This window comes from Microbacterium sp. EST19A, assembly GCF_019969685.1.
Lineage (GTDB): Bacteria > Actinomycetota > Actinomycetes > Actinomycetales > Microbacteriaceae > Microbacterium.
The window spans coordinates 1,106,769-1,127,259 of the sequence record NZ_JAHXYZ010000002.1 but is presented as its reverse complement, the minus strand read 5'-3'; the positions used below and the strand labels follow the sequence as shown (position 1 = coordinate 1,127,259).

The window sequence follows — 20,491 nt, the reverse complement described above, 5'->3', positions numbered from 1 at the left end:
CGCTGTGAACCCCGAAGCGATCATCGGATCCGGCGCCCTCTGGCTCGCGATCCCGGTCGCCATGCTCGCCGGGCTCGTGTCGTTCCTGTCGCCGTGCGTGCTGCCGCTCGTTCCGGGGTATCTCGGATTCCTCGGGGGAGCGGTCGCGCCGCGGGGCGACGTCTCGTCTCGCTCCGCTCGCTCGACGACCGAGGTGGGCTCCGCCGCCTCGACGACCGTCGAGGCGCCCACGCGGGGGCGGCTTCTGCTCGGAGTGCTGCTGTTCATCCTCGGGTTCAGCCTCGTCTTCATCGCCATCACGGCGCTCAGCGGCACTTTCGGCATCTTCCTGCTGCAGTGGGGCGACCTGATCACCCGCATCCTGGGCGTCGTCATCATCCTGATGGGACTCGTGTTCCTCGGTGCCTTCGGGTTCGCGCAGCGCGAGTTCCGCTTCCACGTCGACTCGAAGTACGGGGTCATCGGTGCCCCGCTGCTCGGGATCGCGCTCGGCATCGGCTGGGCGCCGTGTATGGGCCCGACCCTCTCGGCCATCGTCGCCCTCTCGTTCAACACCGGCGATCCGGTGCGCGCGAGCTTCCTCGGGCTCGCCTACTCGCTCGGTCTCGGCATCCCGTTCCTGCTGGTCGCCCTCGGCTTCGGCTGGGCGACCAAGACCGTCGGATTCCTGCGCCGCCACATCCGCGTGGTGAACATCATCGGCGGCGTGCTGCTCATCGTCCTCGGCATCCTGATGGTCACCGGCCTCTGGACCGACATCATGTCGCGGCTGACGGCGGTGATGGGCAGTGTCCTCCTCCCGCTCTGAGAACAAGAACCAGGATGCCGTGACCAGCGACACCACCAACGATCCTCTCCGCCCGTCCGACCACGTCGACGGCGACGACTCGATCACGCAGCCGCGCCTCGGCATCGTCGGCTGGCTGCGGTGGGGGTGGCGTCAGCTCACCTCGATGCGTACGGCCCTCATCCTGCTGCTCGTGCTCGCGATCGCCGCGATCCCCGGCTCGATCTTCCCGCAGCGGATGGCCGACCCGAACGGCGTGACGCAGTGGCAGCGCGACAACCCCGATCTGTTCCCGGTGCTCGATGCGCTGAAGATGTTCGACGTCTACCTGTCGCCGTGGTTCTCCGCGATCTACCTCCTGCTGTTCGCGTCGCTCGTCGGCTGCGTCATCCCGCGCATCCGGCACCACGCCAAGGCCCTTCGCGCCCGCCCGCCGCGCACCCCCGCCCGTCTGCAGCGGCTCGAGGACTACCGCGAGGTGGTGCGCGACGCGCCGGATGCCGAGGCTGCGGCATCCGCCTCGATCGACGTCGCGACGAAGCAGCTGAAGGCCCTCGGGTACCGCGTCGAGCGCTATGACCGCGGCCGCACGTTCTCGGTGTCGGCCGAGCGCGGCTACTGGCGGGAGACGGGCAACCTGCTCTTCCATCTGGCGCTCGTCGGCGTGCTCGTCACCGTGGGTATCGGCGGCGGGTTCTCGTACACGGGCCAGCGGGTCATCGTCGAGGGCGAGACGTTCGCGAACACCCTCATCGACTACGACTCGATGAACCGCGGACGCTTCGTGGGAGACGACGCCCTCGCTCCCTACTCGATGCGCCTCGACTCTTTCGACGTGACCTACCAGCCGTACGGCGAGCCCGGCTCGGGCCAGGCCGGCGACTTCTCGGCGAACGTGACCGTGCAGGAGAACGGCGAGGAGCGCACCGGCGCCGTGAAGGTCAACGAGCCTCTCGCCGTCGCCGACGACGACATCTTCCTGCTCGGCAACGGCTACGCGCCGACCATCACCGTGCGCAACGCCGACGACGAGGTCGTGTTCACCGGGAGCGTGCCCTTCCTCCCGCAGGACAACAACATGTTCTCGCTCGGCATCGTGAAGATCACCGACGGGATGCCGGAACAGCTCGGCATCCGCGCGCTGTTCTACCCCACGGCGGCCACGGGTGCCGACGGCACGATCGCCTCCGCGTACGGCGACCTCGTCAACCCGCTGCTCACGCTGGACGTGTTCGAGGGCGACCTCGGGGTCAACGACGGCGTCCCGCGATCGGTCTACGTGCTCGACACCACCGATCTCACCCAGCTGACGGGCCGGGCGATCGGCAAGGAATCGATCGAGCTGAGCCCCGGCAAGACGGCTGACCTTCCCGACGGTCTCGGCACGATCACGTTCGAGGACGACTCTCCCGCGGGGGCGACCGACGCCTCGCAGTCGGTGAAGCGGTTCGCCTCCCTGCAGATCCACCGCGACGACTCCGGTCCGTTCGTGCTCGGGTTCGCGCTGCTGGCGCTCGCGGGGCTCATGATCGCGCTGTTCGTTCCCCGCCGTCGCGTCTGGGTGAAGGCGACCGCCGCCGACGGCGCCGTGAATCTCGAGTACGCCGCACTCGCCCGAGGCGAGGACCCGACCCTCGCCGCTGCGGTCGACGACCTCGTCGCCGGACACGGTCGCCTGCTCGACGTCGCGGGCGACACGACAGCACGCGAGATCCTCGACGAAGCCGTTCCGTCCGCGGAACCGCAGGCCCCGGCATCCGACTCCCCGAAAGTAGACTGACATCATGCTCGAGCTCAACGAGATCTCGCCGATCCTGCTGTGGACGGCGATCGCGATCTATGCGGCGGCGTTCATCGCCTTCGCCTTCGATCTCGCGCGCCGCTCGGAGGTCTCGGCAGAAGCGCAGACCGTCCGGCAGCCGGCGCTCGTCGGCGCAGGCGGGGGAGTGATCGGCGCATCGTCCGCCGGGTCGTCCGACGCCGACGCGAAGCCGCAGCGATTCGTGATGGCACGCATCGGCACATCGCTCATGGTGCTCGCCTTCGTCTTCCATCTGGGAGCGACGCTGACCCGTGGCATCGCGGCCGGGCGCGTGCCGTGGGCGAACCTCTACGAGTTCGCGATGCTCGGCACCCTCCTCATCGTCGCCGTGTTCCTGGTGGTGCTCACGCGGATCGACCTGCGCTTCCTCGGCACGTTCATCACGGGTCTCGTCGTGATCCTTCTCGGCCTCGCCTCGACGAACTTCTACGTCGAGATCTCGCCGCTGATGGACCCGCTGAAGAGCATCTGGCTCGTCATCCACGTGTTCGTGGCGTCGCTCGCGACCGCGTTCTTCGCGCTCGCCTTCGCTCTCTCGGTCATCCAGCTCATGCAGTCGCGGCGGGAGCGCCTCGTCGGAGAAGGCGCCGAGAAGACGGGCCCCGGGTTCCTGCGGACCTTCCCGAACGCGGAGCGCCTCGAGAGCATGGCGTACCGGTTCTCGATCATCGGGTTCATCCTGTGGACGTTCACCCTGATCGCCGGTTCCATCTGGGCCTATTACGCGTGGAGCCGCTTCTGGGGCTTCGATGTCAAGGAGACCTGGACCTTCGTGATCTGGGTCATCTTCGCCGGATACATCCACGCCCGCGCGACCCGTGGATGGCGAGGAAACCCCTCGGCCTGGCTGGCGATCGTCGGCTTCTCGGCCGTGATCTTCAACTTCACCATCGTCAACGTGTTCTTCAAGGGCCTGCACGCATACTCCGGCCTGAGCTGAGCCGGCAGGCGCTCAGGGGCCGAGAGGGATGACCTCGGCGTGCTCTTCGCCGTCCTCGTACCAGACCAGTTCCGCCTCGGCGATCGTCTCGGCCGGCTGCAGCGACAGCTCGGTCCGTGACGCGTCGGCGAACTCCTGCCACGCGGCAGGGTCGAGCGTCCTGCCGTAGACGACCGAGAGGTGGAACGTCCAGTCCTCGACGCCGCGCTCGTCGAGGCGCCGGAAATCCGTGCTCTCGAGGGCCGCGCTGAGGTCTGCATAGGCCGAGACGAGCGCGGCCGAGCGGGCGATCCGCACGATGAGGATCTGCCACGGTGCCGGGAACACGTCGACCGCCTCCGCCGTCACCTCGATCGGATGCTGTCGCGCCGCCCAGTCGCGGACCAGAGCGCCGACCTCGGTCCGGCGATCCGGTTCGGAGAAGGCGCGCAGCGTGACGTGCTCGGTGCGCGGATGCGGGATGTCGCCGCCGAGCCGCGCGAGCGCGGCATCCTGCACCTCCCTGTACAGCGACGCGACGGCGATCGTCGGACGCAGCACGAGATACTGCTGCCCCTCCAGCGAAGCGAGCTGGGCAGGGTCGTCCATGAACGGTCGGCGCATCCTCGGGGAGCCTCGGCTCGTCCGGCGCGGGCTCGGGTCCGGATCAGAGCCCGAGGGATCCGGCATCTTCATGCCCGCTCCGAAGAGCGAGAGGAAGTCGCCATGGCTGCCAGCTTCCACAGGGCGCTGACGGAGGCATCGACCTGCTGCCGGTCGATCGCTCCGCCGACGAACTGCAGCACGAGCCCGTCGAGCGCGGCGAAGACGGCGCGAGCCACGGCATCGTCCTCCTCGTTCGCCGAGTCGCCGAACATGCTGCGGGAGAGCTCCGAGGTGTACTGGTCGTACATGGCGATGATCTGGGTGCGGATCCCTTCATCACGACCGGCCTCGAGGACCATCTCGAACTGGTAGACGTGCAGGTCCTTCTCCTCGCTGAGAGTGGACCACAGCGCCGCCTTGTAGTCGTCGGCAGAGTCGCGGAATCCGGCGAGATGCGAGTCATTCAGAGCCGTCGTCGCGGACCAGGCGAGCGCAGCCGACGCCAGCGACGACAGCGAGCCGAAGTGGTGCGCCACCAGAGAATTGTTCACGCCGGCTTCTTCCGCGACCTTGCGGAAGGTCATGCCGTGCAGCCCGTGGCGGGCGACGACACGGACCGCCGCTTCGATCAGCGCCTCGCGACCGGTGCCGTATTTGATGCGTGGTGAGTCTTCGGCCATGTTGGCACCCTACCTCCCGGGTCACGTCGACGCTCATCCAATTTGAGCAAATGCTTGACATGGAATTCAGCACCTGCTCAAATAGCTTCATCATCCGCCTTGTTCAAGGGAGAACGCCATGGCGTCGACCAGCACCGAATCCCCGGCCGAGCAGACGCCGTCACTGAAACGGAACAGTCTCGGTGTCGTCGGCGTCGCATTCTTCGTCATCGCTGCGGCGGCGCCGATGGCGGCGTTCGTGGGGGCCGCCCCGGTGGTCTTCTCGATCGTCGGCAGCGGCGCACCGGCCGTCTACCTGATCGTCGCGGCCATCATCGCGGTCTTCGCGGTGGGGTATCTGAAGATGAGTCGTCACATCACCAATGCCGGCGGCTTCGTCGCGTACATCGCACGGGGGCTGGGCCCGCGCGCCGCCACCGGGTCCGCGGGCATCGTCGTCGTGACGTATCTCGCCCTCCAGATCGGCCTCGTCGCCCAGTTCGGCGTCTTCGCCCAGCAGCTCGCCGCGAGTGCGGGACTCGACGTGCCGGTCTGGGCCTGGGTGATGCTTGCGATCGCCGTCACCACTGTCCTGGTCATCCGCGGCGTCGACCTGAACATGCGCGTCCTGGGCGTGATCATCGCGCTCGAGGTCATCGTCGTCGCGGTGCTCGTCGTCGGAATCCTCATCGCGTTCCCCGGACAGGACCCGTCCCTGGTGAGCTTCAGCCCTGCGGTACTGGCGAACCCCGGAGTGGGTGTCGCCGGACTGTTCGTGTTCACCTGCTTCACGACGTTCGAGGCGACGACGGTGTTCGCCGAGGAAGCGAGGAACCCGCGCCGGACGATCCCCATCGCGCTGTTCGTCGTCATCGGCTTCGTCGCCGTCTACTACACCTTGGCGACCTGGGCTGTCAGCTACGGCATCGGCGCGAATGACGTTCAGCGGGCCTCGGCCGAAAACCTCTCCGGCGTCATCTTCGATCTCGCCTCGCGCGCCGTCGGCCCCTGGCTCTCGCTCGTGCTGCAGATCCTCGTGCTCACGAGTTTCCTCGCGATGCTGATCGGCGTGCAGAACATGTTCGCCCGCTATTGCTTCGCTCTCGGACGCGCACGTGTGCTGCCGCAGATCTTCGCGCGGGTCTCACGTGTGAAGCACGCGCCGCACGTCGCCGCGCTCGTGGACGCCGCTGTCTGTGCAGTCGTCCTCGCGATCTTCTTCGCGGCCGGAGCCGATCCCATCGTCGTCGTGTACGCGTGGTTCGTCGCCCTCGGAACCGTCGGCTTCATCACGATGATGACGCTCGCTTCGGTGGCCATCCTCGCCTTCTTCCTCCGTGAACGCCTCGAGACCGGCTTCTGGAGCACGAAGTTCGCCCCGAGCCTCGCGCTCCTCCTGAACGCCGCAGTGCTGGTGATCGCGCTGTCGAACTTCGATGTGCTCCTGTTCGGCGACGGCACCGTGGCCAAAGCGATGCTCTGGCTCATCCCCGCCGCGTTCGTCGTCGGGTTCATCATCCCGAGCTTCCGCAAGGACATCGACTTCACGGTCGTGGCGATCGCCTGAGGACCGCTCCGTGCATCCATCCGCCCCGGGAAAGGAAACTCCACTGTGAACATGTCTACCGACTCGAAGGTCCACGCGCAGGGCTTCATCGCCCAGGAGGAGTGGCCCGATGTGTCCGCGATGATCGACGGATTCGGCGCTCCGAGCCTGCCCGCGAGTGAAGCTCTGATCGGCCGGACGATCGAGATCCGTTTCGACGACGGCGACACGACGCGGTACGAATTCCACTCCGCGGACGCGGTCACGTCGACCGTCATCGCCGGCGCGCGCGCCGGATCCCGCGACCGCCTCTCCTACCGCGCTGTGGAGGTTCGCCCGGGTGTGCAGTTCATCGACGTGCTGACGGGCTCAGGGGCGGAGGCCCGCGCGATCTCGATCGTGGTCGACCTCGTCGACGGTCGCGTCACGGCCGCCGACAGTTGGATCACGCTCACCGACGGCGTCGGCCGCACCGGAACCGTCTTCCTCTCCGGCCGGATCGAGGGCATGGGTGAGATCGAACCGCGGAGGAGCAGCGATGAGCTCGTCGGCAAGCGCATCTACTACCGCTACAGCGAGACGGAACGATACGAGCACATCTATCTCAACGGAGGCACGTTCGTCTGGCATTGCATCTCCGGTGCCGAATCCGGCCTGGCCGACGTGGATCAGACGAAGACCCTGGAACTGGCGGAAGGGCTCGTCATCTTCTACTGGAAGGAGAGCGTGATGCCGGTGGAGAGCTTCCTCGTGGTCGATCTGCACGAGAAGCGCTCCATCGGCCGCATGTTCTGCTGGGAGAACTCGACGCAGAGCGTCGTCCACATCCCCTTCGACAGCCGCTTCACGATTCTCAACGAGACGTCCTACCCCAACGATTGATCCGCTCGCGGATCCGAGAGGCGCAACCATGCCCGACTTCACGAGCACCACCCGATATGACCGCTCTGCGGCCGAGCCCTTCGAGGTCGGCACGGTCCAGTGGACCCGCCGGCCCGGAGAAGGAGACCGCGAGAATCTCGCGTCCGGCTTCTGGTTCATCACCCCGGAGGAGACACCCGGCGCGATGCGGGTCGTCGGCCATGCCGACGAGACGGTGTACATCATCGAGGGCCATCTCCGTGTCGAGCCCGACGACAGCGACGCGTTCGAGCTCACTGCCGGGTCGGTGGCGACGTTCAACAAGGGAACGGCTGCGCTCTGGACCGTCCTCGCACCGACCGTCGAGTTCTTCGTCTACTCCTGAGGATCCCATGACAGCGCAGGAGTACGACGTCGTGATCCTGGGTGCGGGATTCGCAGGTCTCACAGCCGCCCGCGAACTCACGTGGAGCGGCAGACGAGTGCTCGTCCTCGAGGCGCGGGACCGGATCGGCGGGCGTACGTGGCTCGACAGTCGTCTCGGGCTCGACATCGAGCTCGGCGGCACGTGGGTGCACTGGATACAGCCCTTCGTCTGGACGGAGCTGCATCGGTACGGGATCGGGCTCGTGCCCAGCCCTCAGCCCGCGGTCGCGTGGCATCAGCACGACGGGCGGCCGACCGCGGTCGAACCGGATGCGCTCCTCGCCCTCCTCGACGAGCCGAATCGGGAACTCGGGCGCGCGGCGCGTGAGGTCTTCCCGGATCCGTTCTCTCCCCTCAGTTCGGCGCAGGGGACGCTCCTCGACGACGAACTGCTGCTCGACCGGCTCGCCGCCCTTGGGCTCGACGAGGATCGCCTCGCCCTCCTCCTGTCCTTCTGGACGCTGAACTTCAACGGGCGACTCGACGAGGCTGCCTACACGCAGGCCTTGCGATGGCTTGCCGCCGCCAACGGAGACTGGCGGATGCTGTTCGAGGCGTGCGCGAGCTACAAGATCGCGGGCGGAACGCGGGCTCTCGCTGAGGCGATCCTCTCCGACACGGATGCGGAACTGCGGCTCGGTGCCGATGTCGCGTCCATCGCGGACGGTCCCGGCGAGGTGTTGATCCGACTCGTCGACGGGTCATCGGTCACTGCAGCTTCGGTGATCGTGACTGCTCCGCTTCATGCCCTCGCGCGGATCCGCTTCGAGCCGCCGTTGCCGGCGGCTGCCGAGCGCGCGGTCGAGAGCGGGCAGGTCGGACGGGGAACGAAGATCTGGTTCTCGGTCGAGGGCGAGAGACCGCACTTCGTCGCGTTCGGCGCTAATGACGCGCCCCTGAACTTCCTGCAATCGGAGTATCACGTCGGTGGGCGCACGGTCGTCATCGGGTTCGGCCCTGATGCACGCGCCATCGACGGCAACGATCGATCGGCCGTGCAGCAGGCCGTCGACCAGGTGGTGAGGGGTCTGACCGTCGTCGATGTCGCGGGGCACGACTGGACCGCCGATCCGCTCTCCGGCGAGACGTGGCCGATGCATCGCGCGGGCTATCTGAAGCGTGGGCTGCCGGCACTGCGCGCGCCTCACGGTCGGGTGCTGCTCGCGGGATCGGACGTCGCCGACGGATGGGGTGGGTTCATCGACGGGGCCATCGAAAGCGGTCTCTCCGCGGCCCGCAGCATCCTTCGACCGCCGACGAGCGACGCCTCCCCTGCGGCGGCGGCCGTCTCGACCGATCAGGACGTCTGACCTCCGGAGGAGCTGAGGCCGCGACTCAGGCCGTGGCGAGCACCGCCTTCGCCGAGGTCGTGCGCCGGAGGGCGACGGCCAGCGTCGTCGCGACGACCGACAGCACGCCCCAGACCACGAGCGCCGCGACCGCGGAGCCGTTGCCCGCGATCAGTCCGGCGAACGCGGGCGCCGTCGGAAGGGCCGCGCCGAGACCGGCGAGCCAGCCGGGCACGGTCGAGATGAGTCCGGTGGCGACGGCGATGACTCCGACGAGTGCGGCGATCCAGCGGCCGACCCCGCCGAACAGCGCGACCAGCGCCTGGTTCACCGCGGCGAACACGATGCCCGCGAGCACTGCCGTACCGGCGAACACCCACCACGCGCCGACCTCGTAGCTCGCGATGAACTGCACCACGAACGAGACGAGCAGGCCCTGCGCTGCGCCGATCAGCGCGGCCGGCGCGAAGGCACGGAGCGTGAGTGCGGCGGACGAGCGGCGCGACGTGAGGGTGCGGGCCGTGTGCGCGCGCATCACCAGGAACGACGCGAGTCCGCCGAACCACAGCACGACCGCGGTGAGCAGCGGGATCGCGGTGGGGCCGAAGATCGTGTTCATCGATGCGTTCGTCGACACCGGGTCGGCGATCACCGAGGCGAGCGATTTCGATTCCTGGTCGCTGAACGACGGGAGCGAGTCGGATGCCGTGCGCAGCCCGCCCGCGAGGTCGCCCGTGCCGGTCGCCAGGGTGTCGAGCCCGGTGGCGAGTTCGGTCGTGCCCGTGGCGAGCTCGGTCGCCCCGCCGGAGAGCTGAGTGGCGCCGGTGGCGAGGGACCGCGCTCCGGCGGCGGACTGGCCGATGCCCTCGTTCGCGAGCTGAGTCAGTCCGCCCGCGAGCTGCGTCGCGCCGGTTCCGGCCTGGCGCATCTGCGGGGCGATCGTGGCGGGCAGCGCTGCGAGCTGGCTGACGCCGGCTTCCGTCGCGGTCGCTCCTGCGGCCAGCTCCGTGAGCTGGTCGCAGTAGGCAGCCGTGAAGACGAGCGGATCGCAGCTCTTCGCGAGGGCGTTGATGCCCGCTGCCAGCTCGGTGGTCCCCGACGCGAGGGCCGCGGCCCCGGGCGCCTGTGCCTCCAGTGCCGCTGCTCCGCTCGTGAGCCCCGAGCCGATCTGGCTCGCACCGGCCGCGGCCTCCCGTGTCTTGCCGGCGATGGTGTCGAGGCCGGAGGCGAGCGACGATGCGCCGGTGGCGAGCTCTCCCGCTCCCGACGCGAGCTTCGTGGCGCCGTCGGGGATCGCGGCTGCTCCGTCCGCCGCGCTCCTCGCGCCGGTCGCCAACTCCAGTGCGCCGTCGGCGGCGTCGCCGATCTGGTCGCCGATCGTGGTGAATCCGACGAGCACGTTCTCGGTCGTGGCCTCGGTGAGCATCGTGCCCATCGTCGACGCGGCGACGTTCGCGATCTGGCCCGTGATGAGATCGTCGGCGACGAGACCGTCGTCGGGCGTGGTCACGGTGATGGTGGCCTTCTCGGCTTCTCCTCCGCCGTCGGAGATCGCCTGACCGGCCGAGGTGGCCGCCGCGGAGAAGTCCTCCGGGATGGTGATGACGGCCTGGTACGTGCCGTCGGCCAGCCCCTCGGCCGCGTCGTCCTCGTTGGAGATCACCCAGGTGAGATTCGAGTCGAGTTCGTCGGAACCCTCGACGAGACCGGACGCCAGCTGTCGTCCGAGCGGGGTGAGCTGATCGTCGATCGTGACCGGTTCGTCGAGGTTGACGATGGCCGCTGTCATGGTGTCGAGACGCTCGGTCGGGTTGTTCAGCGCCGCGACCAGGATGCCGCCGATGGCCGCCGGCAGCAGCAGGACGCCGAGGATCGTCAACCAGGTGACGGGCTTGCGGGAGCGCGAGCGCTCGATGGGAAGTGTCATGCGGTCACCTCGGTGGATTCTGCGGCGATTCGGCGCGGAGTGCGCGTGTCGAGAGTCTCGGCATCGGGCCAGCCGGCCTCGGCGAGAGTGGTGCGGGCGGATGCCGCGTCGGAGGCTGTGGCGAAGACCGCGAGCGGCCGGGACACGGCGGCATCCCGCAGCATCGCGGCCGCCTGGTCGCGCTGGCCGCCGGTCAGGCGATCGAGTCCGTCGATGACGACGACCGACGACTTCCCGCGCAGGGCTTCCGCGAGTTCGGCGAGGGCGGCATCCGCATCGTCGACGAGCACGCAGCCGACGTGCGAGCGCACCCACGCGGCCCGGCCGGGAAGAAGGTGGCCGGCGACCCTGAGGCGTCCGTCGCTCGGAGCGACGCGGCCGGCGATCGTGAGCGCCAGAGCGCGACGGGTGCGGGAGTCGCTGCCGGTCGCGACGACGGCGCCGCGTTCCGGGATGCGCAGCGAGAGGCGCTCGATGACCGGTGCGTCGGCGCTGATCTCGAGGTCGTCGGCGGCGACAGCGGAGCCGTCGCCCGGCCAGGCGGCCAGGTGGCGCTCGCGTTCGACGGCCTCGCCCTCGATGTCGACGCGGGGGAGGATCTTCTCCAGCCAGGCCGGGATCTCCCAGGCGCGTTCGCCGAGGATCGCCATCAGCGCGGGGATCAGGGTCATCCGCACGAGGAACGCGTCGATCGCGATGCCCGCCGCGAGGCCGAGCGCGATCGGCTTGAGCGACGAGTCGCCCTCGGGGACGAACGCCACGAACACGGCGAACATGATGAGTCCTGCCGCGGTGACGACCTTCGCCGAACCGGTGAAGCCGCTGCGCACGGCACGCTGAGCGGCGGCGCGTCGGGTCGCGCGATCCGGGCTCTTCGAGTCGGGGTCGTGCACGAAGTCCTCACGCATGCGGGAGACGAGGAACACCTGATAGTCCATCGCGAGCCCGAACAGCACGCCCATCAGCACGATGGGCATGAAGCTGATGATCGGGCCGACCTTGGCGACGTGCAGCAGGTCGGCGAACCAGCCCCACTCGAACACCGCGCCCACGACGCCGAAGGCGGCGACGATCGAGAGGAGGTAGCCGAGGGCCGCGGTGATCGGCACCCAGAGCGAGCGGAACACGATCGTGAGGAGCACGAGCGAGAGACCGATCACGAAGATGCCGAACGGCAGCAGCGCGTTGCCGAGCTGGTCGGAGATGTCGATGCCGACGGCGGTGAAACCGGTGACCTTCAGGTCGATGCCGAACTCGTCGAGCCATTCGTCGTGATGCGATCGGAGCTCGCGGACGAGGTCGGCGGTGGCGGGATCATCCGGTGCGGTCTCCGGGATGATCTGCACGATGCCGGTGTCGGCGGTCTCGTTGGGAACGGAGAGCGCGACCTCCTTGACGCCGTCGACCTTCGCGACGGCATCCCCGAGGTCTTCCATCAGACCCAGCGGATCGGTCGAGGTGACGATCGTGCCGGTGAGGATCATCGGGCCGTTGAACCCGGGACCGAATTCCTCGGCCGTGAGGTCGTAGCTCTGGCGCGCTTCCGAGTCCTTCGGCAGCACACCCGCGTTCGGGAGGGCGAGATCGAGGCTCAGCGCGGGGACTGCCACGATGCCGAGGCCCAGGACCACGGCGAGCGAGACCAGCACCGGGTGCTTGGTGACGCCGCGGACCCACCGGGTGCTGCCCTTCACCCGTTCCTTCGGCCCCTCATCGCCCTTCTTGGGCTTGCGGGCCCGCAGCGGCCGCCCGGCGACCCTGCCCTTCATGAATCCGAGGAGCGCGGGGGTGAGCGTGACGGCGATCGCGACGGCGACGGCGACCGCCGCGGAGGCGGCGATGCCCATGGTGGTGAGGAACGGGATGCCGGCGAAGCCGAGCCCGATCAGGGCGATCAGCACCGTGACTCCGGCGAACACGACGGCAGAGCCCGCCGTTCCGACCGCGCGAGCTGCGGATTCCTCGGGGTCGACGCCTTCACGCACCTGATCCTGGTGTCTCGCCATGATGAACAGCGCGTAGTCGATCCCGACCGCGAGCCCGAGCATGAGCGCGAGGAGCGGCGTCGTCGACGACACGGTCGCGAAGGCGGTGGCCGTGAAGATGCCCGCCATCGAGATGCCGACACCGAGGATCGCGGTCAGCAGCGGCAGGCCGGCGACCACGAATGACCGGAACGTCACGATCAGCACGAGGAGGGCGATCAGCAGACCGACGGCCTCGGTGAGGGTGACGCCGGGGATCGACGTGGCGAAGAGGTCGCCGCCCAGGACCGCCTGGGACCCGTCGGGCAGGGTGCCGGCGAGATCGTCGACGACCTCGTGCAGCGCCTCCTTGGTCTCGGGCGAGACGTCTGTGGACTGCCCGTCGAACTGCAGGCGGACGATCGCCGCGGTGTCGTCGTCGTTGATCATGCCGCTGACCATCTCGTCGTACGGCGAGTTGGCGGCCAGGACATCGTCCATGTCACCGAGTTCGTCGACGGCATCCTCGATGGGCCCGCGATACGCGTCGTCGGTGATGTCGTCGCCATCGGCCGCCACCACGATGAACTGCGCGTTCGTGCCGCTCACCTGGGGGAACGAGCGCGACAGCTGCTCGAGGCCCGCCTGCGACTCGGTGCCGGGAATCGAGAAGGTGTTGTCGGTGCCGGCGCCGAGCACGAGGGCGCCGGCTCCGGCGATGCCGAGCGCGAGGAGCCAGGAGACGAGGACTCGCCAGGGGTGCCGGAAGGACCAGCGGCCGAGCGACGACAGAAGAGTGGACACGCGTTCCTCCGAGGGGTGCCGATTGGATACACAGGTGTATTCAATACATAGATGTATCGTAAAGTGACCCGCCCGCGGAAGTCTGTGTGCGGGGTGTGAATCATGCGAGAGTGAGAGTCAGGAGGAATCGATGACGACACCCGCGACCCGCAGCCGCGAGAACACGCGCGCACGGCTTCTCGAAGCGGCAGCGCAGGTCTTCGCCGAAGTGGGACTCGACGGCGCATCCGTCGAAGCGGTGTGCGAGCGCGCCGGCTTCACCCGCGGCGCCTTCTACTCCAACTTCGAGTCCAAGGATGAGCTTTTCCTCATGCTCGCCGGCAGCGTGGCCGAGGTGCGCGTCAACGCGGTCCGCACGAGGGTCGAAGAGCTCACCGCCGACGGAGCGCTCGCCGAGGGCTGCGATCCGATCGATGTCGTGCAGCAGGTGATGGAGCTCGGCGGCGACGACCGCCTCGGCGTGATGCTGATGAGCGAGATCCGCATCCGCGCCCTCCGGGACGAGCAGTTCGGCATCGCGTACCTGGCGCAGGAGCGTGAGATGGTGGCGAGCATCGCTCAGATCGTGGAGGACATCGTCGAGGCCGGCCTCCTGCGCCTCCGGCTTCCGGCAGACGTGGCCGCCCGCATGCTCATGATCATCTGGGAGGGCATGACCGTGCGGGGTGCGATGGCGGGCCAGGATGACGAGCGCCTGCGCCATTCCAGCAGCGAGGAGCTCGGCCGCCTGGTGCAGCTGCTCATCGTGGACTGAGGCGACTCAGTCGGACGCGAGCACGGCGTGGCAGCGGGAGAGCCGATCGAGCCACCAGTCGCGGCGGTCGTCGGAGGCGGCCAGGCGGGTCAGCGCGGCGGCATCCGGCGTCACCCGGCCCACCGGGATCGAGCCGTCGACAGGTCGCAGGTCGGCGACGTCGTCGAGGAAGAGCGACGAAGTGCCGAGACCGCAGTCGTAGTCCAGGTGGGGGAGCGCCGCGGCGAGCGCGGCACCCTGGGACAGGCCGATCGCCGTGTCGAGCGCGCTGGAGACGACCACGGGAAGCCCTGCGGCCGTCACGATCTGCAGGGCGTGCGTGACCCCGCCCAGGGGCTGTGCCTTGATGACGAGGAGGTCGGCCGCACGGGCGCGCGCGACGGCGAGCGGGTCGTCGGATTTGCGCACGCTCTCGTCGGCCGCGACCGGGACGCCCATGTACTTCACGCGTCGGCGCAGGTCGGCGAGCTCGTCCACGGTCGCGCACGGCTGCTCCACGTACTCGAGATCGAACTCGTTGAGGGCGTGCACGGCGTGCTCGGCCTCGTCGACGTTCCACATGCCGTTCGCGTCGATGCGGATGCGTCCCTCCGGACCCATCGCCTCGCGCACCGCCCGCACGCGGGCCACGTCGTCGGCGAGCGTCTGGCCCGGTTCGGCGACCTTCACCTTCGCCGTCCGGCATCCGGCGAAGCGCGCGAGGACGTCGGCCACGAGTGACGCGTCGATCGCGGGGATCGTGGCGTTGACCGCGATCCGGTCACGCAGGGGAGCCGGCTGCGGATTCCAGCCGAAATCGATGGCGGCGGCGAGCCAGGTCGCGGCCTCGGCATCCTCGTACTCCACGAAGGGGGAGAACTCCGCCCACCCTTCCGGTCCCTCGAACAGGAGTGCCTCGCGCGTGTCCACGCCGCGGAAACGGGTGTGCATCGGGAGGGCGACGACGCGGGCGGAGGCGAGCAGGTCTGCGAGCGGGGGGAGCATGTCCCCATTGTGCCCTGGTGTCGGTGCTGAGCCTCGAGGTCACACCGTGTCGACGAGGACGCCTGGTCCGGAAGAGTCATGACGCCGGTTGTCCCATTGAATGTCGGTATATCGCCTCGATCGCTTTCCGGTCTCCCTGTGTGCTCCTACGCTCGACGCGTCGCACCGCCCGGTGCGGACGATCGACAGGGAAGCGAGTGAGTGACATGAAGAAGAGACTGCTCCGGATGGCCGCGGTGGTGGGCGTGAGTTCCATCCTCGTGATCGGTGGCGCCTCGGCGGCATCCGCCGAGGCCGACTTCAGCGATGTGTGGGGATGTACCCGGACCACCGGGGAGGACTACTACCAGTGCAGCGACAATCACGGCAACAGCTGGTACACCGACCGTCCGGACTGGAATCCGTTCTGGAACATCATGTGACGGCGAAGGCGAGCGCGCATCGCCATCGACTCGCTGCTTCGTCATCGGCCCATCCGCTCACCGAGCGGGTGGGTCGATTGCTTTCTTGCCGGCTACATAAATGTGTGATTGACAATGGTGTGTGACACACAGTACCGTGTGAGTCATGAACGAAACGCTCGACACGCATCTGCAGGAGCTCCGCCGCGGCACGATCGTGCTCGCCTGCCTGCAGCTGCTGCGCACGGCGGGCTACGGCTACGGGCTTCTCGAAGAGCTCGAGCGCCGCGGCTTCGCCACCGACGCGAACACGCTGTACCCCCTGCTGCGCCGCCTGGAGAAGCAGGAGTACCTCACGAGCGAGTGGAACACCGACGAGGCCCGGCCCCGCAAGTTCTACCGCACCGCGGAAGCCGGCATCCGCCTGGCCGACACCCTCACCGACGAATGGCGTTCGCTGACTGCGGCGATCGCATCCCTCACCTCCGAGGAGAAGTGACATGACCACGACGAACACTCTCACCGAGAGATACATCAGCGCGACCATCCGCAGCCTGCAGCCGCAGGCGCAGGGCGACGTCCGGGCCGAGCTCGAAGCGTCCATCGCCGATGCGGTCGAGGCGCGCATCGAGCAGGGCGAGGCACCGGGTGCCGCCGAGCGCGCGGTCCTGACCGAGCTCGGCGACCCGGGTGTGCTGGCCGCGGGGTACGCCGACTTCCCGCTGCACCTCATCGGCCCCCGCTACTTCCTCACCTGGTGGCGACTGCTGAAGCTGCTGCTGATCATCGTGCCGATCTGCGCGATGGGCGGTGTCGCACTCGGGAAGGCTCTCGACGGCGCCACCGTGGGCGAGATGATCGGCGCGGCCGTGGTCGTCGGCATCCAGGTCATCGTGAACGTCGGTTTCTGGGTGACCCTGGTCTTCTTCATCCTCGAGCGCGCCGGCACCGACACGGGCGTGAAGTGGGACGTCGACCAGCTTCCCGCACAGGCCGACGACGGCGCGAACCGCAGCGACGTGATCGCCTCGCTGGTGATGCTGCTCCTGGGTATCGGGGCGGTGCTGTGGGATGTGACGCGGGGATTCTTCCCCACGGGCGGCGAGCCGATCCCGATCCTCCACCCGGGGCTCTGGCCGTGGGGCATCACGGTGCTCTTCGTGCTGATCGCCGCGGAGACCCTCCTCGCCGTCGCCGTGTACGCCCGCCGCCGCTGGACCGTCGCCCTCTCCGTCGTGAACACGGTGCTGGCTGTCGCCTTCGCGGTCTGGTCGCTCACCCTCCTCGTGCGGGGCGAGCTCATCAACCCCGAGTTCCTGGCCTTCTCCTTCACCGGCAACGGCGTCGAGGGCGACACGATGAGGGTCCTCGGGATCATCACCGGCGCGGCCCTCGTCGCGTTCCCCGCCTGGGACATCATCGACGGCTGGATCAAGACGGTCCGCGCCCGTCGCCGCTGACAGCATCCGCCGACGAGACGCCGCTGCCCCCAGGGGAGGCGGCGTTCCGTCGTTCCGCAGAGGGCGGGGAATAGGCTGGACACGTGACCAGCCCATTCGTCTCCGACCTGTTCGATCCCGCCGAATGGGTGCTCGCGCCCGGTGCGGAGGACTACACCGACATCACCGCCCACGTCTCGGTCGACGGTGGGGTCGCTCGCATCGCCTTCCACCGTCCCGAGGTGCGCAACGCCTTCCGTCCGCACACGGTCGACGAGCTGTACCGGGCCCTCGACATCGCCCGTCAGGACTCGCACATCGGCGCGGTGCTGCTCACCGGCAACGGCCCGAGCCCGAAGGACGGCGGCTGGGCGTTCTGCTCGGGCGGCGATCAGCGCATCCGCGGTCGTGACGGGTACAAGTACTCCGACTCCGAGACGGTCGTGCAGGACGCCGCTCGTGGCGGACGCCTCCACATCCTCGAGGTGCAGCGCCTGATCCGCTTCATGCCGAAGGTGGTCATCGCGGTGGTTCCGGGTTGGGCTGCGGGCGGCGGGCACTCCCTGCACGTGGTGTGCGATCTGACCATCGCCTCAGCCGAGCACGGCAGGTTCAAGCAGACGGATGCCGACGTCGGCAGCTTCGACGCCGGATACGGTTCCGCCTACATGGCTCGCCAGACCGGACAGAAGTTCGCGCGCGAGGTGTTCTTCCTCGCGGAGGAGTACTCCGCCCAGCGCGCGTATGAGGCAGGGGCGGTGAACCGCGTCGTGCCGCACGCCGAGCTCGAGCGCGAGGCGCTGAAGATGGCGCGCACCGTGCTCACGAAGTCGCCCACGGCCATCCGCATGCTCAAGTTCGCCTTCAACGCGGTCGACGACGGTCTCGTCGGCCAGCAGGTGTTCGCCGGAGAGGCGACCCGACTGGCCTACGGCACCGACGAGGCCGTCGAGGGGCGCGACTCGTTCCTCGAGAAGCGCGACCCCGACTGGTCCTCGTTCCCCTGGCACTACTGAGCGCTCGAGAACACGCATGGCTGCTCTGATCCCGACGGAAGCCGACGACCCGGCGCAGGTGCGAGTCGCCCTTCGCGATGCCCTCGACGGTGGATCGCCGCTGGGGTTCGGGATGGTGGCCGGTACACCGGTCGAGGCCCCGGAGGGCGTCGCCGTGGTCATCGCGACCTCGGGTTCGAGCGGCATCCCGAAGCGCGTGGCCTTGACCGCCGAGGCGCTGCGATCGAGCGCCGAGGCGACGGCGGAGCGGATCGGTGGTGGGCGGTGGCTGCTCGCCCTTCCCGCCGGGTACGTCGCCGGACTGCAGGTGCTCGTGCGCTCGATCGTGGCCGGTACCGAGCCGGCGGTGATCGACGGCCGTTTCTCGCCGCGGTCCTTCGCGGAGACCACACTGGCGATGCTGCGTCCGGATGCCGGCGCGGGCACCGGCATCCCCGACCTGTTCACCTCTCTCGTGCCCGCTCAGGTCGCGACCCTGCTCGATGCCGTTGACGACACCGCCGTGCGCGCCGCACTGCAGGCGTACCGGGCGATCCTCGTCGGCGGGCAGTCGCTCCCGGAGCCGCTTCGCGAGCGGGCGGCGGATCTCGGCGTGCGACTGGTGCGCACGTACGGGTCGACGGAGACCAGTGGCGGCTGCGTGTACGACGGGGTGCCTCTCGAGACGGTCACCGTGCGCACGATCGACGGGGAGCTGCGGATCGCGGGGCCCATGCTCGCCGAGGGCTACCTGGGTGACGATGCGCTGACGGCTCGCACGTTCGTCCGTGACGACCACGGCATCCGCTGGTATCGCACCGGCGACCTGGGACTCGTGGAGGACGGGGTCGTGCGGGTGCACGGGCGCGCCGACAACGTCATCGTGTCGGGCGGGATCAACATCTCCCTCGACCGGGTCGAGCGGATCGTGCGGCGGGTCCCCGGCCTCCATCAGGCGGTCGTGGTCGGCGTCGACGACGAGCGCTGGGGCGAGGCCTCGGTCATCGTCGTCGCACGCGGCGAGGTTCTGCGCCGCAGCGAGGGCGAGCAGCTGGAGCAGGCGCGCGAGGCGGTCTCGAAGGAGATCGGCGCGCACGCGAGGCCCGCGCGTCTGATCCTGGTCGACGAGCTGGACGTGCTCACCTCCGGAAAGCCCGATCGAGAGGCGATCCGGCGCGTGGCGTCCGAACTGCGCTGAGCCATCGCCTCCTGCCAGACTGTGGCGGATGGACGTACTGCGATTGGCCGGGGTGCCCGGAGTGGGCAAGAGCACCGTGGCCTGGGCAGTCGCCCGACAGCTGGCCGTCGAAGGGGTGCGCGTCGGCTACGTCGACATCGATCAGCTGGGCATGTGCTATCCCGCGCCGGCCGACGATCCCGACCGCTGGAGTCTGAAGGAGAGGGCTCTCGCGAGAGTCGCGGCGCAGTTCGCGGCGTCGGGCGTCGAGCGTCTCGTCGTCTCGGGTGTGGCCGAGCCGTCGGCGCCTCCGCAGGGGAACGGCCACCCGACGGTGTCGCTCTGGCTCGGGGCGGACGAGGTCACGCGCCGGGAGCGGTTGGCTCCGCGAGGCTGGGCGCGCGAGCAGGTCGACGAGGTGCTCGCCATCGGCACCCGTGAGACGGCGTCGGCCCACTGGGGGTGGACGCGGGTGGAGACCGATGGGAGCCCGGTCAACGGCACGGTGCGCGCGGTGCGCGGGCTGTGGCGGGGCGGCATCGCCGGGGTTGTGCCCGTGTCCGCTGTCGCCGACGCCGGCACGACCGAGCACGTGGTCTGGATCACCGGACCCCGATGCGCAGGCGCCTCGCGCGTCGGCTGGGAGACCGTGGCCCCGCTGTGGGCAGAGGGCCGGCGCACGGGATTCATCGACGTCGCCCAGCTCGACTTCGCCTGGAACGTGGACACGCGCCTCGGAATGCGGAACGCCGCCGAGCTGCAGCGGGTGTTCTCGGCGGCGGGTGCGCGGACACTCGTGGCCGTGGCGCCGCTCGAGGTCTCGCCCGACGAGGTTCGAGCCGCCTTCCCGCGGGCCGACGTGCGGTTAATCCGATTGGATGCCGATGAGGAGAGCCGTCGCGATCGTGCTCTCCGAAGGGCTGCCGGGACCGACGCGCTGCTCGCCGGGGACGATCTGATCGGGGCGTCGGAGCGGGTGATCGAGGAGATCGTCGCCCTCGGCTCCCGTCAGCGCGAGACGCCCGTGCGGGCAGGGGAGCGCGTGATCGACACGACCGCCACGCCGTTGCCGCAGGTGGTCGCGCAGGTCGCGGCCGAGCTCGCTCGCTGAGGCCCTGCCAGACTGGAGCG

General features: G+C 69.0%; 19 protein-coding genes. 14 read left to right on the top strand and 5 right to left on the bottom strand.

What is annotated here, in order from left to right:
- The first annotated feature begins 4 nt into the window (after positions 1-4).
- Genes LC452_RS15415 through ccsB form a run of 3 tightly spaced genes read left to right on the top strand, consistent with a single transcriptional unit; the run spans position 5 to position 3,549 of the window.
- Positions 5-808 carry a cytochrome c biogenesis CcdA family protein gene (locus LC452_RS15415; RefSeq protein WP_223626846.1) on the top strand — a complete coding sequence of 268 codons (804 nt, stop codon included), beginning with the start codon at positions 5-7 and terminating at the stop codon, positions 806-808.
- A gap of 19 nt (positions 809-827) precedes the next feature.
- Positions 828-2,567 carry a cytochrome c biogenesis protein ResB gene (locus LC452_RS15410; protein WP_223626844.1) on the top strand — a complete coding sequence of 580 codons (1,740 nt, stop codon included), beginning with the start codon at positions 828-830 and terminating at the stop codon, positions 2,565-2,567.
- Positions 2,568-2,571: 4 nt separating this feature from the next.
- On the top strand, positions 2,572-3,549 hold the full coding sequence (gene ccsB / locus LC452_RS15405; RefSeq protein WP_223626842.1) for a c-type cytochrome biogenesis protein CcsB: 978 nt from the start codon (positions 2,572-2,574) through the stop codon (positions 3,547-3,549).
- Positions 3,550-3,561: 12 nt separating this feature from the next.
- On the opposite strand, the gene LC452_RS15400 is transcribed toward ccsB, so the two are convergent.
- Positions 3,562-4,137 carry a 2'-5' RNA ligase family protein gene (locus LC452_RS15400; protein ID WP_223626841.1) on the bottom strand — a complete coding sequence of 192 codons (576 nt, stop codon included), beginning with the start codon at positions 4,135-4,137 and terminating at the stop codon, positions 3,562-3,564.
- 83 nt (positions 4,138-4,220) lie between these two features.
- Positions 4,221-4,814 (bottom strand): TetR/AcrR family transcriptional regulator, encoded by a 594-nt coding sequence (locus LC452_RS15395; protein WP_223626839.1) that lies wholly within the window; start codon positions 4,812-4,814, stop codon positions 4,221-4,223.
- Between the two features lie 118 nt (positions 4,815-4,932).
- Between LC452_RS15395 and LC452_RS15390 the strand changes: the two genes are divergently transcribed.
- Genes LC452_RS15390 through LC452_RS15375 form a run of 4 tightly spaced genes read left to right on the top strand, consistent with a single transcriptional unit; the run spans position 4,933 to position 8,936 of the window.
- A complete protein-coding gene (locus LC452_RS15390) occupies positions 4,933-6,360 on the top strand; it encodes an APC family permease (RefSeq protein ID WP_223626837.1) in 1,428 nt (475 codons plus the stop codon).
- 51 nt (positions 6,361-6,411) lie between these two features.
- Positions 6,412-7,221: a MoaF C-terminal domain-containing protein gene (locus LC452_RS15385; protein ID WP_223626835.1), complete on the top strand. Its 810-nt coding sequence runs from the start codon at positions 6,412-6,414 to the stop codon at positions 7,219-7,221.
- A 28-nt stretch (positions 7,222-7,249) separates the two neighbouring features.
- Positions 7,250-7,585 carry a cupin domain-containing protein gene (locus LC452_RS15380; protein WP_223626833.1) on the top strand — a complete coding sequence of 112 codons (336 nt, stop codon included), beginning with the start codon at positions 7,250-7,252 and terminating at the stop codon, positions 7,583-7,585.
- 7 nt (positions 7,586-7,592) lie between these two features.
- Positions 7,593-8,936, top strand: coding sequence for an NAD(P)/FAD-dependent oxidoreductase (locus LC452_RS15375; protein WP_223626831.1), 1,344 nt, complete (start codon positions 7,593-7,595; stop codon positions 8,934-8,936).
- A 25-nt stretch (positions 8,937-8,961) separates the two neighbouring features.
- On the opposite strand, the gene LC452_RS15370 is transcribed toward LC452_RS15375, so the two are convergent.
- Both LC452_RS15370 and LC452_RS15365 read right to left on the bottom strand, forming a co-directional pair.
- Positions 8,962-10,842, bottom strand: coding sequence for a YhgE/Pip domain-containing protein (locus LC452_RS15370; RefSeq protein ID WP_223626829.1), 1,881 nt, complete (start codon positions 10,840-10,842; stop codon positions 8,962-8,964).
- The gene (locus LC452_RS15365) at positions 10,839-13,610 is read right to left on the bottom strand and encodes an efflux RND transporter permease subunit (protein WP_223626827.1); all 2,772 of its coding nucleotides are present in this window, start codon (positions 13,608-13,610) and stop codon (positions 10,839-10,841) included. Before LC452_RS15365 ends, LC452_RS15370 begins: the two co-directional genes overlap by 4 nt.
- 130 nt (positions 13,611-13,740) lie before the next feature.
- Between LC452_RS15365 and LC452_RS15360 the strand changes: the two genes are divergently transcribed.
- The gene (locus tag LC452_RS15360; RefSeq protein WP_223626825.1) at positions 13,741-14,364 is read left to right on the top strand and encodes a TetR/AcrR family transcriptional regulator; all 624 of its coding nucleotides are present in this window, start codon (positions 13,741-13,743) and stop codon (positions 14,362-14,364) included.
- 6 nt (positions 14,365-14,370) lie between these two features.
- Here LC452_RS15360 and LC452_RS15355 read toward each other — a convergent pair whose 3' ends face one another.
- On the bottom strand, positions 14,371-15,348 hold the full coding sequence (locus LC452_RS15355) for an o-succinylbenzoate synthase (RefSeq protein ID WP_223626823.1): 978 nt from the start codon (positions 15,346-15,348) through the stop codon (positions 14,371-14,373).
- A gap of 206 nt (positions 15,349-15,554) precedes the next feature.
- On the opposite strand from LC452_RS15355, the gene LC452_RS15350 reads away from it, so the two are divergent.
- The 6 genes from LC452_RS15350 (at position 15,555) to LC452_RS15325 (ending at position 20,471) form a co-directional block, all read left to right on the top strand.
- Complete coding sequence (locus LC452_RS15350; RefSeq protein WP_223626821.1) at positions 15,555-15,770, top strand: hypothetical protein; 216 nt, start codon at positions 15,555-15,557, stop codon at positions 15,768-15,770.
- A 145-nt stretch (positions 15,771-15,915) separates the two neighbouring features.
- Positions 15,916-16,248, top strand: coding sequence for a PadR family transcriptional regulator (locus LC452_RS15345; protein WP_223626819.1), 333 nt, complete (start codon positions 15,916-15,918; stop codon positions 16,246-16,248).
- Position 16,249: 1 nt separating this feature from the next.
- Positions 16,250-17,209, top strand: coding sequence for a permease prefix domain 1-containing protein (locus LC452_RS15340; RefSeq protein ID WP_223626817.1), 960 nt, complete (start codon positions 16,250-16,252; stop codon positions 17,207-17,209).
- An 83-nt stretch (positions 17,210-17,292) separates the two neighbouring features.
- Entirely contained in the window at positions 17,293-18,204 is a 912-nt protein-coding gene (locus LC452_RS15335) for a 1,4-dihydroxy-2-naphthoyl-CoA synthase (RefSeq protein ID WP_223626815.1), read from the top strand.
- Positions 18,205-18,220: 16 nt separating this feature from the next.
- Positions 18,221-19,381, top strand: a complete 1,161-nt coding sequence (locus LC452_RS15330) for an AMP-binding protein (RefSeq protein WP_223626813.1) — start codon at positions 18,221-18,223, stop codon at positions 19,379-19,381.
- A 28-nt stretch (positions 19,382-19,409) separates the two neighbouring features.
- Complete coding sequence (locus LC452_RS15325) at positions 19,410-20,471, top strand: adenylyl-sulfate kinase (RefSeq protein WP_223626811.1); 1,062 nt, start codon at positions 19,410-19,412, stop codon at positions 20,469-20,471.
- Positions 20,472-20,491 lie beyond the last annotated feature (20 nt).